Genomic DNA, 15,463 nt, shown 5'->3' with positions numbered 1-15,463 from the left:
TAAATCAGAACTTGTGGCGCAAGCCGATACGAACCGCTACCTGGTTGTTCGCGCCCGTCCCCGAGTTGCCGAGGAAACTGGAGCTCGAACCAATTTCCGCCTGCACCGGAACGTTACGGCCATTGACCGTGTTGCTGCCAGACGCCTTCTGGTAAGCCACGATTCCGTAGACATCGGTACGCTTTGAGAACGCGTAGTCCAGCACGCTGTTGACCTGATGCCACTTGCCTTCGAAGTGGTCATCGAGCTTCGAGAACGTGTAGCCCAGGCCCGCGCTCAATGCCGGCGTGAATGCGTACTTTCCGCCCAGTTCATAGTTGTTCAGCTTCGACTCTGCGCCGGTGATCGGCTCGAACCTGGTGTGCGTCCAGAGGCCCCAGACCGTGCCGGCGCCAATCATGTAGCGCGCGCCGACGCCAAAGGTTTCGAGGTCACGCAAGCCGCCCGTGTTCACGTTGGCGATGCTTACGCTGAATGCAGGCGTGGCGCCATTCGGGAAGCGGATGTTCGTGTAGGCTGCGCCAATGCCGAACGGGCCTTGCGCATAGTTCACACCCGCGCTGACCGTGCTCGACGAACCTTGCGTGGTCGTGGTGCCGGCGGTCGTGGTCGGCGAACCGGCGAACGATCCCGCCTGGTTCGAGAAGCCGTACAAGGCGCCGAAGGTCAGGCCCGAGAAACCGGCGCTGCTGAACTTGATCGAGTTGTTGATACGGCTGGACGTGAGCTGGTCCAGGTCGTTGATGTGGTATGCGTAGTTGCCGGCAGGCGTCTGGCCGCCCATCGAATAGTTGCCGCCGAGGTAATCGGTCGAAAACGAATACTGACGGCCGAGCGTCACCGAGCCAATCCCTTTCTTCGCTATGCCCACATACGCCTGACGGCCGAACAGCGCGCCGCCCTGACCCAGCGTGCCGTCGCCGGAGCTGAAGCCGCTTTCCAACGTGAAGATGGCTTGCAGGCCGCCACCCAGGTCTTCTGCACCGCGCAGGCCCCAGCGGCTTCCTTGAGCAACGCCGTCGCCATAGCGGATCAAATGGTCGTGTCCGGTGGCCGTTGCTGCGTTGCTGACATAGCTCACACCGGCGTCGATCAAACCATAAAGCGTCACGCTGCTTTGTGCATGTGCGACTACGCCGAACGTACTGAGTGCGGCCGCCGCCACGATCTTCATTTTCATTGATCTTTCCTGGTTTTGTATTAGGTCGATGCTGCTAAGGTGTGCAGCGATCAGGCTTTTATTGAGGTGTATTTCGATTGCGAAATATCGACCGGAATATAACGATGCGTCAGCATTTGGTAAACGTGATTTTCGAGTTTGTATGGTTCCTGACACAATGGCTTGACGACATCTGCGGCGTGGCATACTGGTTGCCCACTCGGTTCGACTCATGCTCGATGCTCATCAATGGCACGTCCTGGCCCAATGCACAGAACCCGCGCTGACCTGATTGCCGCGTCGGCAAATCCGCATTCCTCTGACACCGTTTTATTCGCCACGCTGCTTTGTGCGCACGATGAACCGCATCTGCCGGGGTTGTCGCGCGAGCAAACGGCTTGGCTCTACACACGGCATTTCGGTGGGCTGGCGGCACCCATTGCCAAGGTAGGGATTCAAACAGAAGAGAACGCGGCGTTCGTTGAAACGCTTAGCCGTTTTTTGCTAAGTCATAGTGCCGATTCCGCCGATACGACGAACGCACAGTGCGTAGCGACGATCATCGCGCATGCGTGCTTGCGGCCCGACCATTTATGGCGTGACCTGGGCCTTGGCGGGCGTGATGAAGTCACTGCAATGCTTGGCCGATATTTTCCAGCGCTCGCAATGCGCAATACCGACGGAACGCGATGGAAGAAATTCCTGGCTCGAGAACTCGCGCTCTCGATGGGCATGGCGCCGCAACCCGCACCCGGATGTCCCGGCTGCGAAGATTTCGGCTTTTGTTTTGGTCCCGGGACATAGCGCGGCGGACATCCCGTCCAGCCGGCCTGCACAAGCCTCGGTCCGCGTCGCTCGTGTATGCTTTCGCGCATGGCCAAATCCACGAAAGCCCCGACCCCATCCGCATCGAATCAACCCGAGGTGCGTTTTCGCATGCGCATCCGGCAGGCGGATGCCGTTGCGATCGGACCGGGGAAAATCGATCTGCTCGAAGCCGTGCGGGAACACGGTTCCATTTCGGCCGCTGCGCGAAGTCTGAACATGTCATACAGGCGGGCGTGGCTGCTTATCGATGAGTTGAACCGGACGCTGAAGACGCCGGCGACGTCGTCGGAGACAGGTGGCTCGTCAGGTGGCGGGTGTGTGCTGACGCCGGTCGGCGAAAAGATCGTGCGGTTGTATCGGGAGATTGAAGAAGAAGCGGCAAGGAGTTGCTCGCCGCAGATTTCCGCGCTGACCCGGATGATGAAGCGCTAAGATTCGATTGCGCCGGCTTAGCCGTGCCGCAGGCAAAAGTGCGAGGCCGGGGGGTGCGAAGCTGTGCGCCTTAGTCGCGCCATCAATTCCATGAAGCTCGCGACGCTCGCGGTTCTCACCGGGTGATAATCGACCTGGTGACGATCACACACGCGCTTAAGCAGATTCACGGAATCGTGATCGATGCAATCCACCGGAAATACCACAATATCCGCACGTGGCAACGCAGCGGCAAACATGCCCTTGCGATCCTCTATGCCGCCGTCGTGCACGACAAAATCCCCACCTGCCGATTCGACCAGTTGCCTCAGCGCCGCGTTCGATCCCGGCCGGCCACCTACATACACCACGCGCTTGCCCGCGAGATTTTCGAGGTCCGCACTGCGCGATCCTGCTTTATCTCCCTGGGTGAGCATCGCTTGCTCGAGCGCGCTGCATTCGGCCTGCACGATGTTGAGCGTAGCAATGGTGTCGTCAAGGCGCGCGCTCAACGTACGTGCATGGTTCTGCTCATTGATCGTGCGTCGTTCCGCGGCTTCCCGGCGGCTGGTGTGAATTGCCAGGCGCTCGTCGCGAGCATTGAGCGCTTCGCGAAGCATCAGGACTTCAGCTTCGAGACTGCCCTCCGATACATCCGGCGCACGCTGCGCCTTCGCCGACATCTCCGCGAGTTGTCCGGTCAGCTCACGTATGGTCGCATCGCGCTCGGTGCCGAGTTCAAGCAGCTTGCCTTGCTGACGCTCGATCTTGTCCTTGAGCGCCGCATTTTCTTCCTCTAACGCGACCAACCGGCGAATGTCCGCGCGGTTAGCCGCGCCGACCAGATGCGACAGCATATGCAGGTCGCCGAACGCAACCTGCCGCACGCTCATGACGGCTTGCGGATGCGTCATCAGCGCCCAGTACGCGGGCGGGATGTCGCCGCTTTTGAGCGCTTCTTTCCACAGCGTCAACAATGCTTCAGGACTTTTTGCCGTTTCAAAGCGCCGCACCGCGCCCGAATAACGCGCATCGAGTGCCTTTTGCAAGGCCTTGGCGCCCTGGCCGCCTTCTATGGCGAGTTCCACCGCCGCATGATGAATTTCCAGGTCGCTTGCGTGCTGCTTGTCGAGATCGGTGAATTTGGGAACGAGCTTCCTGAGTTCACTCGTGCTCAGGCAGGTTCCAATAATCGAGCAATGCAGGTGCGAATCCAGGTCCACCAGCCGCGCGCGGCGGTTCGCGCTGCGAAGCTCCGCCTCGGAGGGCGCGCAGCATGCATCGGCCGATAAACGCTTGTAAGCGCCCGCGTTGCTTGCGGATTCACTCGAGGGCGCGCGGGCGAGGCCCGTCAGGGCGGAGCGGAAAGGGGGAACGGATTGCACATTCACCTCGAAACGATCTGAATTTCAAGCGGCAGGACATTAAAGCTGCACAAAACGGCACAAGGATTGTCCGGCGCATGGATACCGAAATATACCATCGAATATAACGGAGCAAATTTGAACCTCTGTGCCGGGCTTGCCGCTAGACGGATGCGCCGGTATTGGCGCGGTCGCGATAATGCTGCTCCAGCACGTGCTCGACGCATAGGCCAACGAAGGTCGCGTCCAGCCGTTGAAAGCCGCGCGCAACGCGCTGCAAACCCTCGGTTCCGCTTCCCGGCGTGACCTGGAAGACCAGGTCACGTTGTTGTTACGCCGAGCGCGCCGTGTCTATGGCAATGCGCAGATCATCGATCCGCACGAAACCCAGAGCGCGCGCGTGATCATAGAGCGACGTCAAGAGTTCGCCCAGCGACTGTCCGGTCGTCGCCTCGAGCGAGCGCGCATCGCCCAGCAAATCTTCGAGCATCAATACAAAACGGGCGACGCTTGCATGAAGGTTCCGGAACGCATCGACAACCTCGCGGATCGCTGCCGTATGTCCGGGATCGCGCGCGGTGTTGAGCGGCGTGATTGCGCCCGACAAACCAGACGGGATTGAAATCGACGCTGCGATGCGAGGTGTACTTGCCTGTTGCCCGGACATCGGGAACTCCTTGTAATGCTTTCAATAGCTATTTTCGGCTGCCGTGTGGACAATCTCCGGCGTAAGCGAATAGTACTGTGATATACAGGAGAATATAACGAACGCGACAATTCTGCGTTGCTCGGTGGTTTTTCCGGTGCTTGGAGGAGGAGGGCGACGCGTGGAATGGCTTCGTGATGAAGCCGGATCGATATGCGACTGGCGCGGGGAAAATGTCAGGCAAGCGCTGGGTCTTGCCCGACAGCAAAACGTATTTGCGCGTCGGCTTTAGTAAGCCGGCAAGACCGGGCGTGTCTCGATCGAATGCCTGATCAACGACTCGACCTCGCGCCGTTCGTCGCCTGCCAGCGGCAAGCGCGGCGGGCGGACCGGTTCGGTGCCAAGGCCGACCATCGCTTCGGCAAGCTTGATGTTCTGCACGAGCTTAGTGGAGACATCGAGCGCGAGCATGGGCGCGAACCAGCGGTAGATCGTGCGCGCATCGTCCAGGCGGCCGGCTTTAAGCAGCTTGAAAATGGCGACCGTCTCCTGCGGAAATGCGCAGACGAGCCCCGCGACCCAACCATGCGCGCCCATCAGGACGGCTTCCATTGCGAGGTTATCGACGCCACAAAAGAGCGCGTATCGATCGCCGACAACATTGACAAGGTCGGTGAACCGGCGCACGTCCCCGGCCGATTCCTTGATTGCGACGAACTTCTTTTCGTCCGCGAGCTCGGCGAACATGTCGGGCGTCACGTCCACGCCGTATGCAAGCGGGTTGTTGTAGACCATGATCGGCAGCGGGCTTGCGCTCGCAACCACACGATAATGATTCAGCGTCTCGCGACGATCCGATACATAACGCAGCCCCGGCAAGACCATATAACCCGCGGCGCCGTGCTTCACGCCGAGTTCGGCCTGACGGCAGCCGTCGAGCGTGCTGTTCTCCGCGATGGTCAGCAGCACGGGCACGCGGCCCTGGGCGGCATCGACGGCGATATCGAGCACGTCCAGCTTTTCGTCAAGCGAGAGCGTGGACGCTTCCCCCAGCGACCCGCAGACAATGATGCCGTCTACGCCTGCGCTGATTTGCGCGTCGATATTCTTACCGGTCCACTCGCGGTCTATGCTGAAATCCGCATTGAACTTGGTCGTAACGGCGGGCATGACGCCTTCCCAGATATGTGCCACGGCAGTGCTCCTGACAATGGTGAATGGAATAGAGTCTAAGCATTGCTGGACGGTTGGTCTTGCATCAGGCACGCAGGCTAGATGCCGATTTCGGCATAGCGAATTTCCTGGCTATGCCGCAAGACACCGCGATCAAACAAGCGCCGCAGCACTAGCCTGACTATGCTGAAATCGGCATTGAACGTGCCTAGTGCCACCAAGACGCAACGCGCCCCGATTCCTACGATGACAGCATGAAAACCCTGAACTTCATCGACTCGCATACCGGTGGCGAACCGACGCGCCTTGTCATATCCGGAGGCCCGGATCTTGGCACCGGGACGCTAACCCGTCGCCTCGACAATTTGCGCGAACAGCATGACGACTGGCGCGCAGGCGTCGTCATTGAGCCGCGCGGTTCTGACGTCATCGTGGGCGCGTTGTTGTGCGAGCCAGATGATCCCGAGTGCGCGGCGGCGGTGATCTTTTTCAATAACGTCGGTTATCTCGGCATGTGTGGTCACGGGACCATAGGACTCGTTGTATCGCTCGCTCATCTCGGGAGGATCCAGGCGGGATTGCACAAGATCCAGACGCCGGCAGGCGTCGTGGAAGCAACGCTCAATGAAGACGGCAGCGTGAGCGTTCGCAACGTCCCTGCGTACCGGTATCGACATGCGGTCACCGTCGATGTCCCCGGTCACGGACCGCTCACCGGCGACGTCGCCTGGGGCGGCAACTGGTTTTTTCTCGCGGCGGACCATGGTCAGGAACTTGCCACAAGCAACATCGGGCGTCTGACCGTGTTCACGGATGCCGTGCGCGATGCGCTGCAGGCGCAGAACATTACGGGCGCACACGGCGCGCTGATCGATCACATCGAATTGTTTGCAGACTCGCCGCATGAGGGTATCGACAGCCGCAACTTCGTCCTGTGCCCGGGCAGCGCTTACGATCGTTCGCCATGCGGCACCGGCACGAGCGCCAAAGTTGCGTGCCTTGCGGACGACGGCCAGCTTGCCGAGGGCGAGATATGGCGCCAGGAAAGCATTATCGGCAGCGTATTCGATGCCAGCTATCAGCGCGCTCACGTCGAAGGTAAAACCGTGGTGATTCCGGTCATCACCGGCCGGGCGCACATCATGGCGGAAGGCCGCCTGTGTTTCGAAAGTTCCGATCCGTTCGCCCGGGGAATCAAGGCCCTATGAGCGGTGGCTTCGAACCGCCTGCGGTCAGCACCAATTTTGGCGCGTGCGCGCCGCCTCTATAATCGGGCGCAGCGCAGTGCGCTCGAGGTCGATCAGTGGCCGATAAGCGCCACTCGCGGACATCGACGACGCCAGCGAGACGCGAATGATCACTACGACGGACCGTCCGGCGCCGCGTGCGCATGAACCCAGGAGCAGCCAGGCTGGCCTGCAGGCAGCGCTGCAATCTCCTGCGGGTGCGTCGACACTCGATTCCATGCTCGAGCATTTCAGGCTGCTTGAGCCCGTCTTCGACGCAATGCCCGACATCGTGTTCTTCATCAAGGACGAAGACGCGCGTTATGCGCTCGTGAACCGCGCGCTGGCATCGCGATGCGGCCTGAAAGACAAGTCCGGGTTGCTGGGCAAGACTGCGGAAGAAGTGTTCCCGCAGCGCTTCGGGCGCATCTATACGGCGCAGGATCGCTCGGTCATTGCGCAAGGCAATGCAATGATCGATCAGCTCGAACTGCATCTCTATCCGGCACGTCAGCCGGGATGGTGCATGACATCGAAACAGCCGCTGCACGATGCACACGGCAACGTGGTCGGTCTTGCGGGCATCTCACGCGACCTTCAGGCCGATGAAAGCACGCATCCCGCCTATAGCCGGCTTGCCGCCGTGGTCCAGCACATCCAGTGCAATTTCGTGCAGCCGCTGAATATGCCGCATCTCGCGGCCATGGCGAACATGTCCATCGCGCAACTCGAGCGATATTTCCACAAGGTGTTTCATCTGACGCCGCGGCAAGTGCTGCTCAAGACGCGGCTCGATGCAGCCACGGCCCTCCTTGTCACGCACGACAAGGTAACGGACGTGGCGGCGCTGTGCGGATACACCGACCATAGCGCGTTCACGCGTCAGTTCAAGGCGACCGTGGGTCTGACGCCGACGGAATATCGTGCGGTGTTGCGCTCCCACAGTTCGGGCACGTACCCGGCTGTGAAAAGCGCGGGCGTCGCGCAGTCGAATCAATAAGTCTGACGGTTTGTTGGAAGGTTGGCGCACCCAAAGTTACCCGCCTGCCGTTCAGTGCTGCGTGCTCAAAGCCACGACGTGCACCCGCGGCATTGCTCCGAACGCTTGTGCAGCATGGCTGCTGGCCCGATTGCTCATGCACTTTCTGCGGTCGGTCTGTTTTTTGCTCCATGGATGGTCGAAAGCAATGAGGCATACTGCGCCCGTTGAAAATCTTGAACCGTGCAATGTTCGACACCGGCATGCGCGGCTTACAACACGGTGCCGCATGGATCTCGCGCCGTCGTGCAGCAGTCAGCAGTCAGCCGCAATTAAGCGGACGCAGCATCGGCACCGGAATCCTGTTTGAGCTGTAAGAAAAGATAATGATGAATGAAGTAGCGAGACTGGGGCATGCCCGGATTGTGCTGGTCGAAGATGATCTGGAAAGCAGGGAATCACTGCGTATGTTGCTGGAGGAGGAAGGCGCGGATGTGGTTGCCGTTGCCGATGCCGAAGAGGGCGCCGAGACTGCCATTCGCGTACTGCCCGATGCTGTGATCTGCGACATCGACTTGCCGATGATGGATGGCTTCTACCTGATCCAACGTTTGCGCGACCACGAAATTCGAGGCAATCTGACGCCTTCGATTGCGATTGCCCTGACCGGCCACGATGGCGACGAATACCGCCTGCGAAGTATTGGCGAGGGGTTCCAGCATTTCATGACCAAGCCCGCACATCCGGACGCCTTGATCACGCTGATCCAGCAATCGCTCAGCGCGCGGATGCTGTCTTAGGCGGCTCGTACGACGGTCACGGGAGCGCATCCCATGGCCGCCGGAATCTGCCTAGGACCGGTCCCGGTTTCGCGCGCGGGTTGCGCCTGTGATGACCGCGATCCCGAGCAGGATCACATCGACGATCAGGATGGTGTGCTGTGTCACGTGCATGGCGACCAGCGCCCATGACACGCCACCGATCAGAATCAGCCAGCCGACGAGATAAATCACCAGGGTCATTGAATTGTCCTTTGCGTGCGTGTTGGTATGAGAGCCGTAAACCGGACCATGGCCCACGCATAAAGCGGGCCTAGTGCGCTGCATGCAAAAAAAAACCGACGACCGGCTCGGTTTGCCGACGCCCCGCGCACGCATGCGTGTTGTATTCTTTGCGCGTTCGCGCCCGGACTCCAACCTTTACGGCCTAGCCTACATGCTCATCGTTCACCACCTCAATAATTCCCGTTCACAACGTGTGCTCTGGATGCTGGAAGAATTGGGTGTCGAATACGACATCAAGCGTTATCAACGCGATCCGAACACCATGCTGGCGCCGCCCGAACTACGCGCGGTCCATCCGCTGGGCAAGTCACCGGTCATTACCGACGATAGCCGCACGCTCGCCGAATCCGGCGCAATCCTCGCGTATCTGAACGAGCGTTATGGGGAAGGCCGCTTTGCACCGCCACACGGCATCTCGCCTGAGCGGTTGCGCTACGACTACTGGATGCATTACGCAGAAGGCTCGGCCATGCCACCTTTGCTGCTCAAGCTGGTTGCGTTGCGCATCGGCAGCGCGCCCATGCCGTTCTTCGTCAAGCCGATCGCACGCCGGATCGCCCAGACCATGCAGGACAGTTTCATCGACCCGCAGTTGAAACTGCACTTTGGTTATGTGGAAAACGAATTGTCGAAGTCCGAGTGGTTTGCGGGAGACACCTTCAGCGCCGCCGATGTCCAGATGAGCTTTCCGCTCGAAGCCGCCAGCCAGCGCGCGGGCGCCAGATCCTTGCCGCGGATATCGGCATTCCTGCAGCGCATTCACGCGCGTCCGGCTTATCAGCGAGCGCTCGAACGCGGCGGCAAATACGACTTCGCGGACTAAACGGGCAGACGGGGCAGGGCGTTCGCGCGGCTTGCGTACAATGGCCGCTGATTTCCCGAATCCGGCTTGGAGCCAGGCGGTTTCAGGGCATGCTGAAGACGCCCGTCGATCCTCCTGAACAAGCACCCGAATCCCGTATTTAGCGCGAAGGCGAAGCATGGCTCGAATCGTCCCCGACGACTGGAAAAACCTGGAAGCGACCGGCGCGGCCGTGCGCGAACTCGACACGCTCGCATTGCTCGCGAAGCTTCCCGATGACTACACCGTGTATCACGGGGTGCACTGGACGCGCATCAACGAGGGTTTTTCCGTGTTCGGCGAAGCGGACTTCGTGGTGGTCGCGCCTTCCGGTCGGGTGCTCGTGATCGAGCAAAAGGCCGGCTTCCTGCGCGAGACGCCAGCCGGCCTGATGAAGGTCTACATGCAAAAGGAGCGCAACGTCGCCATTCAACTGGCGCGCACGCTCGAAAACCTGCACCGGCGGTTTACCGCGGCATTCGGCGCGGGCACGTATCGCATCGAAGAATTGCTTTATTGCCCGGACTATACAGTCAAGGACGTTTCCATAGCGGGCGTGCCGGAATCGCGCATTGTCGATGCCAGCCGCAAAGCGAAGCTGCCTTCGGTTGTCCTCGAGATCCTGCCGCCGGATGAACCGCGCTTCGAAGCATCGGCGCGCATCCATCATTTTCTCTCCGACGAACTCGCGCTCACGCCCGATACCAACGCGCTCGTCGGCCAGGCCGACATGCTCGTCACACGCTTGTCGGGCGGTCTGGCGACATGGGCGCGGCGCCTCGAATTCGAGCCGTTCAGGTTACGCGTGATCGGCACGGCCGGCTCGGGCAAGACCCAGCTCGCAGTGCAGGTCATGCGCGACGCAGTTGCCAAGGGACGCAGCGTGCTCTACGTCTGCTTCAACCGGCCGCTCGCTGATCACATCCGGCTGGTGGCACCGTCTGAAGCGCGCATTGCCAACTATCACCAGTTGAGCGCCGCCGTCACGCGCGACGCCGGCGCGCCGCCCGACTTCAGCCAGCCGAACGTATTTACTACGCTTGAAGAACGCTTCGCGAATGTCGAGATTGCCGAGCACTGGAAGTTCGACGTGTTGATTGTCGATGAAGGCCAGGACTTTCATGCGGTCTGGGTCGATGCGCTCGCGCGTCTTCTCAAGTCCGAAGGCGCATGGTGGTGGCTCGAAGATCCCATGCAGAACCTCTATTTCCGCGATCCCGTGCCGTTGCCGGGATGGACCACGTTGCGCGAGACCACGAATTACCGCAGCCCGCGCGACCTGCTTGCTTATATCCGCCGGATCGTGGGACGCGAAGTGAGGCTCGATGCCGGCAGCCCGTTCGACGGTTCCGAAGTCAGTCTGTCCACGTATGAAAACGGCCATCCCGACGAAGTGATCGAAGCGACCAAGCGCGCGATTACGCAAGCGCTGGCGCTGGGTTATCGGAAGCAGGATATCGCGGTGCTGTCGTTTCGCGGCAGGGAAGGATCGGTCCTGACGTCGCAGGAGCATCTCGGGCCGCATCGGCTGCGCAGTTTTACGGGATCTTACGATCTGTTCGGGAATCCGGAATATCGCGAGGGTGACGTGCTGCTCGAATCCATTTACCGGTTCAAGGGACAGTCGGCGCCGTGCGTGATCTTCACCGAAGTCGATTTCGATACCTTCGACGAACAGGTCGCACGGAAGTTTTTTGTCGGTGCGACGCGCGCGACCATGAAGCTGATCGTGGTGGCTTCCGAGCGCGCGGCACGCGCCTTCGACGAACAACACTGACCGGCGATGAAAAGGTTCGACCTGATTCGTTGCGTATTGCTGCTGCTGACCCTTGCATGCACGCCGCTCATGGCGAGCGCCGCGCCGGTCACGCTCGACGTGGAAGGGAAAATCAGTCGCACGAACGACCCTGACCACACCATCTACCGCATCAGCGAAGCCGAGCTGATGAAGTTGCCGCCGCACACCATCACGACATCGACAACCTGGACGCCCAAATCTGCCTTCACCGGTCCTTTGCTCGCCGACGTATTGCGTCTCGTGGGCGCGCATGGCGATCTGGTGGAGCTTCGCACGCTCGACGACTACGCCTACACCGTAAGCATCTCCGAAGCGGAGCGCTATGGTGCGATCCTCGCGTACAGCATGAACGGCACGCGTTTGAAGATCAGCAACTTCGGTCCGCTATTCCTGATCTATCCACGCGATGCCTATCCGCAGGAACTGACCGGTTCAGTGGCGGACGCGAAGTTCGTATGGCAAATCAAGGCGCTGGTCCTTAAATGATCGGTGCGTCGCTTCGCCGTCTGAAGGTTGCGTTGCTGCTCGCCGCCGCCATTGCGCCGCCGCTCGCGGGCGTGGGATATCTGCTGTATTCCACTTTGCTTGTGAACCAGAGCAACCAGCAACTCGACATGCCGTACGACGGTTTCTACTGGGACGGTGCACAGTTCCAGATTGCCTATGGACGCCTGGGTAATCAGATATTGCTGTATCGAAGCGGTATCGACGCCAACGTCGACGAAGTCAAGCTTCGCTACGAGATCCTTGAATCGAAGCTCGCCATCGTCACGGCTTCCACAGCGATGCTTGCTGATCGCGAAGCGCTGCGCAGCAGGCAGCAGGAAATTCTCAGGCAACTCGACGCTGCGCTCGAGTCCATTGAACCGGACATCGATGCATTGAGCGCCGACAGTGCGCACACGCTGAGGGTCATCGGCGTGTTGCGGCAGAACCAGGATGCGGTGAACGAACTGGCGAACGGGCGGCGTATCGTGGACGTTGCGGAGCGCGATTACATCGTGCGTGATTTCGTGTCCAAGCGCCGTTATCTGTTCGCGGGCGGCATGCTGCTCGCGCTGCTTTCCATGGTCGCGACGGCCATGCTGCTGCTCAACGGATACCGGCGGTCGCGGCTGATTCATCAGCAACGCGCGGCGCTCGAAGCGCAGCATCAGGCAACGCGCGCCGCGCGCGAGGCATCGCAGGCGAAGGACGCGTTTCTCGGCATGATCAGCCATGAACTGCGCACGCCGCTGCACGCGATCGTCTCGTCGGTGGAACTGCTGGAGCTCAATCTGCATAGCGAGGCCGATCGCAAGATCATCCAGCGGCTCGAAACCGGCGCACGCCATCTCGAAGCGCAGATGCGCGACCTCACCGACTTTGCGCGGCTCGGCGCCGGGAAGCTCGAATTGCGCCTGACCGTGTTCGATCCCATGGAACTGCTCGATTCCATCGTCGATGCAAACATTCCGGCCGCAACTGCAAAAGGTCTGGTGCTGCGGGGCCAGTTCGCTGGCGAAGCGGGGTTGATCGAATCTGATCAGCACCGGTTGCGGCAGATCGTGACCAACCTCGTGACGAACGCCGTCAAATACACGGATGCAGGGTCCATCGACGTGCGTTTCGAGCGCACGCTGGAGCGCCTCGATATCTCTGTAGTGGACACGGGTCCAGGTATTCCGCGCGAACAGTTGCCGTTGATCTTCAAGGAATTCACGCAACTGGATTCATCGACGACCCGCCGTTTCGATGGCGCCGGCATGGGCCTCGCCGTGGTCCGCGGTCTGGTCGAGTTGCTGGGCGGCGTGGTGAATGTATCGAGCGATATTGGGCAGGGCGCGGCGTTTCGTGTGAGCCTGCCAGCGGCGCCCGTGGCGCACGTACCTGAACGCGAACGGGCGCCGGCCGATTTGCCGCCGCTGAAAAAAGCGCGCGTGCTTGTGATCGACGACCACAATTCGATACGCGAATCGCTCTCTGAAATGCTTGCTCACCTGGGTTACGCAAGCGTGGCCATGGGTGATGTGGACAGCGCCCTTGTGTGGCTGGAGACGAATCAGGCCGACGTGATCCTCGCGGACCTGCATATGCCGGGCAAGGACGGGTATTCGTTCGTCAATGAATATCGGGCGCGTCGCGCGTCGGGCGCGAGTTTGCCGGTCATTGCGGTCAGCGCCTATGCGCCGGATCTCGTCGATCCAAGCGCGGCCATTCTGTTCTTCGATTACTTGCTCAAGCCTGTGCGCTATGAGGTGCTGAAAAGCGCGCTGGCGCGGGCTTTATCTGCGACGCGACGGGTTCATTAAAGCGCGCTACGCCCGCAACAGGCGCTTGGAAAGATCGGCGACGAGAATCGCCATGCGCGCCGGCTTTTCGAAACACGTCACGTTGTAGCGCTGGATGACGTCGCTGATTTCCGATTCGCTGGCCTTGCCGGTCGTCAGTTCGCCCGTCAGCACGAAAACCGGCGCATCAGGATTGTCCGAGTTGCGCACGGCGCGGATCGCATCGGCCGAGGTATGCGCGCCAAACAACCAGTCGATGACCACGGCATCGAAGACTTGCGTCTGCAGCGCTTCGGCAAAACCCTCCAGGCCATACAGCGCCACTGCCGCAAAGCCGCTGCGCTCCAGGTAGTCGTGGAGGTTGTCGGCGGAAGTCTGGTCGTCGTCGACTACCGCGATCAGCGGCTTGTCCATGTCGGTGCGGCGCGGCTGGATCTCGATCTTGTGGACGTCGTGCGCGGCTTGCAGCAGCACGCCTTCGTGCGTCGTCACGATCCACCTGCCATTCATGTTCTGCGCGATGAAATCCGGCCGGCTGCCGGGTTCGAGCGCGTCGCCTATCCATGCAACGCACGCGATTTCGGCGGCGCCGAGCTTGAGTACGGCGTCTTGCGCCGCGCCTTCGGTGTCGTCGACGTCGGCGTTCTTGGCATCGAAGAGCTGCAGCGCGGGTTCGTCGAAGGCTTCCGCCACGCGGCGGATCTGCGCGAGCGTCCAGGGACTGTTGCCGCGCAACTTGCGATGGCCCTGCGAGAAACTCAGGTCGAGGATGCGGCAAAGCTCGGCGGTCTGCTGCCGTTTGCCGATGCCGTGGCGATTCATCAGGTCGCGTACGCGCTGGGCGACGGCGAGGGAATCAGAAGATGAGGTTTCAGTGACCATGCTGCTGCTTACCGGTTAAAGCGTGTGGTGTCGACAGACTGAGAGGGGGGTATTGTAGGCGCAAGAGCGTGGCTCTTAGCAAAACACTTGAGCCGTTGAAAGGGTTTGCGCACATCTCGACCGGTTTTTCCCCAATGGCGGAAGGACTTTGAATCCGGTTGCGCGATACGCTAAAAGATGCAAACGTTAGCGTGGTTTGAAAGCGCACAGCGGTTATGCGGGTTCGGGATTCCCATATCGGTCAGGCAATTTAACAGCCATGCGCGTACAGTCGCAATTTGCGAAGGAAAATTTGCCGCGGGTCAATGCAGGATCGAACATCGGGGGCCGATGATGCGTGTCACCAAGTCTCTTAGAACGGCGGCAGGGTTTGCGACAGCATTGTTCGTGCTGTCGCCGGTGCTTGCACGTGCCGAGGCGATCGAGGAACAACTCGATTGCAAATCGTCGGGCCATACGTTTATCAGCGCGCTGTTGGCCGGGGGCGAGATCCAGAGCAAGCCGATGCGCGTCGAATCCAATTCCATCAATGCGTTCCGGCCGGCGCATGGCGTCAAGCTTACGGCCTACGACTACAAGGTTTTCGTGGTGCTGGGTTACCAGAAGGACGATCCCATTTTTGCGCAGGGCAAGGGCACGCCCATCGCGAATTCCGCTTATGGCGTCGTGGTGACCGCCCCTCCCGACGACGTCAGGGATCGCGTGCATCAAGCGGGAAGCAACGCGATCGTGCACGAAATAACGCCTGTCACGACTGCGGTTCTCTGCAAGTCGGAATGACGGGTTTCTTGAGAACCTTACGCTCGCACCGCACTATCACGC

At 60.4% G+C, this 15,463-nt stretch carries 17 protein-coding genes; 11 read left to right on the top strand and 6 right to left on the bottom strand.

All coding sequences use genetic code 11. The annotated features are described in order from the left end of the window. Positions 1-4: 4 nt before the first annotated feature. Positions 5-1,180: a porin gene (locus tag AX768_RS27775; protein ID WP_062003260.1), complete on the bottom strand. Its 1,176-nt coding sequence runs from the start codon at positions 1,178-1,180 to the stop codon at positions 5-7. A gap of 228 nt (positions 1,181-1,408) precedes the next feature. Here AX768_RS27775 and AX768_RS27770 point away from each other — a divergent pair, with 228 nt between their 5' ends. Both AX768_RS27770 and AX768_RS27765 read left to right on the top strand, forming a co-directional pair. Further along, positions 1,409-1,963, top strand: coding sequence for a nitrogen fixation protein NifQ (locus AX768_RS27770; protein ID WP_062003259.1), 555 nt, complete (start codon positions 1,409-1,411; stop codon positions 1,961-1,963). A 132-nt stretch (positions 1,964-2,095) separates the two neighbouring features. After that, complete coding sequence (locus AX768_RS27765) at positions 2,096-2,419, top strand: winged helix-turn-helix domain-containing protein (protein WP_197672690.1); 324 nt, start codon at positions 2,096-2,098, stop codon at positions 2,417-2,419. 17 nt (positions 2,420-2,436) lie between these two features. Here AX768_RS27765 and AX768_RS27760 read toward each other — a convergent pair whose 3' ends face one another. The 3 genes from AX768_RS27760 to AX768_RS27750 form a co-directional block, all read right to left on the bottom strand. After that, positions 2,437-3,783 (bottom strand): DUF2325 domain-containing protein, encoded by a 1,347-nt coding sequence (locus AX768_RS27760; RefSeq protein WP_231941567.1) that lies wholly within the window; start codon positions 3,781-3,783, stop codon positions 2,437-2,439. 310 nt (positions 3,784-4,093) lie between these two features. After that, the gene (locus AX768_RS27755; protein ID WP_155524352.1) at positions 4,094-4,429 is read right to left on the bottom strand and encodes a hypothetical protein; all 336 of its coding nucleotides are present in this window, start codon (positions 4,427-4,429) and stop codon (positions 4,094-4,096) included. Between the two features lie 267 nt (positions 4,430-4,696). Beyond that, complete coding sequence (locus AX768_RS27750) at positions 4,697-5,602, bottom strand: dihydrodipicolinate synthase family protein (RefSeq protein ID WP_062003256.1); 906 nt, start codon at positions 5,600-5,602, stop codon at positions 4,697-4,699. Between the two features lie 233 nt (positions 5,603-5,835). Between AX768_RS27750 and AX768_RS27745 the strand changes: the two genes are divergently transcribed. The 4 genes from AX768_RS27745 to AX768_RS27735 all read left to right on the top strand — a co-directional run bounded on the left by AX768_RS27745 (position 5,836) and on the right by AX768_RS27735 (position 8,586). After that, entirely contained in the window at positions 5,836-6,789 is a 954-nt protein-coding gene (locus AX768_RS27745; RefSeq protein ID WP_062003255.1) for a 4-hydroxyproline epimerase, read from the top strand. A gap of 256 nt (positions 6,790-7,045) precedes the next feature. After that, on the top strand, positions 7,046-7,807 hold the full coding sequence (locus tag AX768_RS27740) for an AraC family transcriptional regulator (RefSeq protein WP_062003724.1): 762 nt from the start codon (positions 7,046-7,048) through the stop codon (positions 7,805-7,807). A gap of 227 nt (positions 7,808-8,034) precedes the next feature. Beyond that, positions 8,035-8,163: a hypothetical protein gene (locus AX768_RS34170; RefSeq protein WP_257722386.1), complete on the top strand. Its 129-nt coding sequence runs from the start codon at positions 8,035-8,037 to the stop codon at positions 8,161-8,163. 9 nt (positions 8,164-8,172) lie between these two features. Continuing rightward, on the top strand, positions 8,173-8,586 hold the full coding sequence (locus tag AX768_RS27735) for a response regulator (protein WP_086381144.1): 414 nt from the start codon (positions 8,173-8,175) through the stop codon (positions 8,584-8,586). Between the two features lie 51 nt (positions 8,587-8,637). Here AX768_RS27735 and AX768_RS33360 read toward each other — a convergent pair whose 3' ends face one another. Beyond that, positions 8,638-8,808 (bottom strand): hypothetical protein, encoded by a 171-nt coding sequence (locus AX768_RS33360; RefSeq protein WP_162916082.1) that lies wholly within the window; start codon positions 8,806-8,808, stop codon positions 8,638-8,640. A 193-nt stretch (positions 8,809-9,001) separates the two neighbouring features. Between AX768_RS33360 and AX768_RS27725 the strand changes: the two genes are divergently transcribed. The 4 genes from AX768_RS27725 (at position 9,002) to AX768_RS27710 (ending at position 13,780) form a co-directional block, all read left to right on the top strand. Continuing rightward, positions 9,002-9,673, top strand: a complete 672-nt coding sequence (locus AX768_RS27725; protein ID WP_062003722.1) for a glutathione S-transferase — start codon at positions 9,002-9,004, stop codon at positions 9,671-9,673. 157 nt (positions 9,674-9,830) lie between these two features. Continuing rightward, positions 9,831-11,468, top strand: a complete 1,638-nt coding sequence (locus AX768_RS27720) for an ATP-binding domain-containing protein (RefSeq protein WP_062003253.1) — start codon at positions 9,831-9,833, stop codon at positions 11,466-11,468. A gap of 69 nt (positions 11,469-11,537) precedes the next feature. Further along, a complete protein-coding gene (locus AX768_RS27715) occupies positions 11,538-11,975 on the top strand; it encodes a molybdopterin-dependent oxidoreductase (RefSeq protein WP_231941618.1) in 438 nt (145 codons plus the stop codon). Then, positions 11,972-13,780 carry an ATP-binding response regulator gene (locus tag AX768_RS27710; protein WP_062003251.1) on the top strand — a complete coding sequence of 603 codons (1,809 nt, stop codon included), beginning with the start codon at positions 11,972-11,974 and terminating at the stop codon, positions 13,778-13,780. The genes AX768_RS27715 and AX768_RS27710 overlap by 4 nt, the downstream gene beginning before the upstream one ends. Positions 13,781-13,786: 6 nt before the next feature. Here the strand turns inward: AX768_RS27710 and AX768_RS27705 are convergent, their stop codons facing one another. Further along, positions 13,787-14,641 (bottom strand): helix-turn-helix domain-containing protein, encoded by an 855-nt coding sequence (locus tag AX768_RS27705; protein WP_062003250.1) that lies wholly within the window; start codon positions 14,639-14,641, stop codon positions 13,787-13,789. 330 nt (positions 14,642-14,971) lie between these two features. On the opposite strand from AX768_RS27705, the gene AX768_RS27700 reads away from it, so the two are divergent. Next, positions 14,972-15,421, top strand: coding sequence for a hypothetical protein (locus tag AX768_RS27700; RefSeq protein WP_231941566.1), 450 nt, complete (start codon positions 14,972-14,974; stop codon positions 15,419-15,421). Positions 15,422-15,463 lie beyond the last annotated feature (42 nt).

The sequence above is a fragment of the Burkholderia sp. PAMC 28687 genome (genome assembly GCF_001577465.1).
Lineage (GTDB): Bacteria > Pseudomonadota > Gammaproteobacteria > Burkholderiales > Burkholderiaceae > Caballeronia.
The sequence above is the reverse complement of the archived record's forward strand: the minus strand, read 5'-3'. Positions and strand labels throughout refer to the sequence as shown.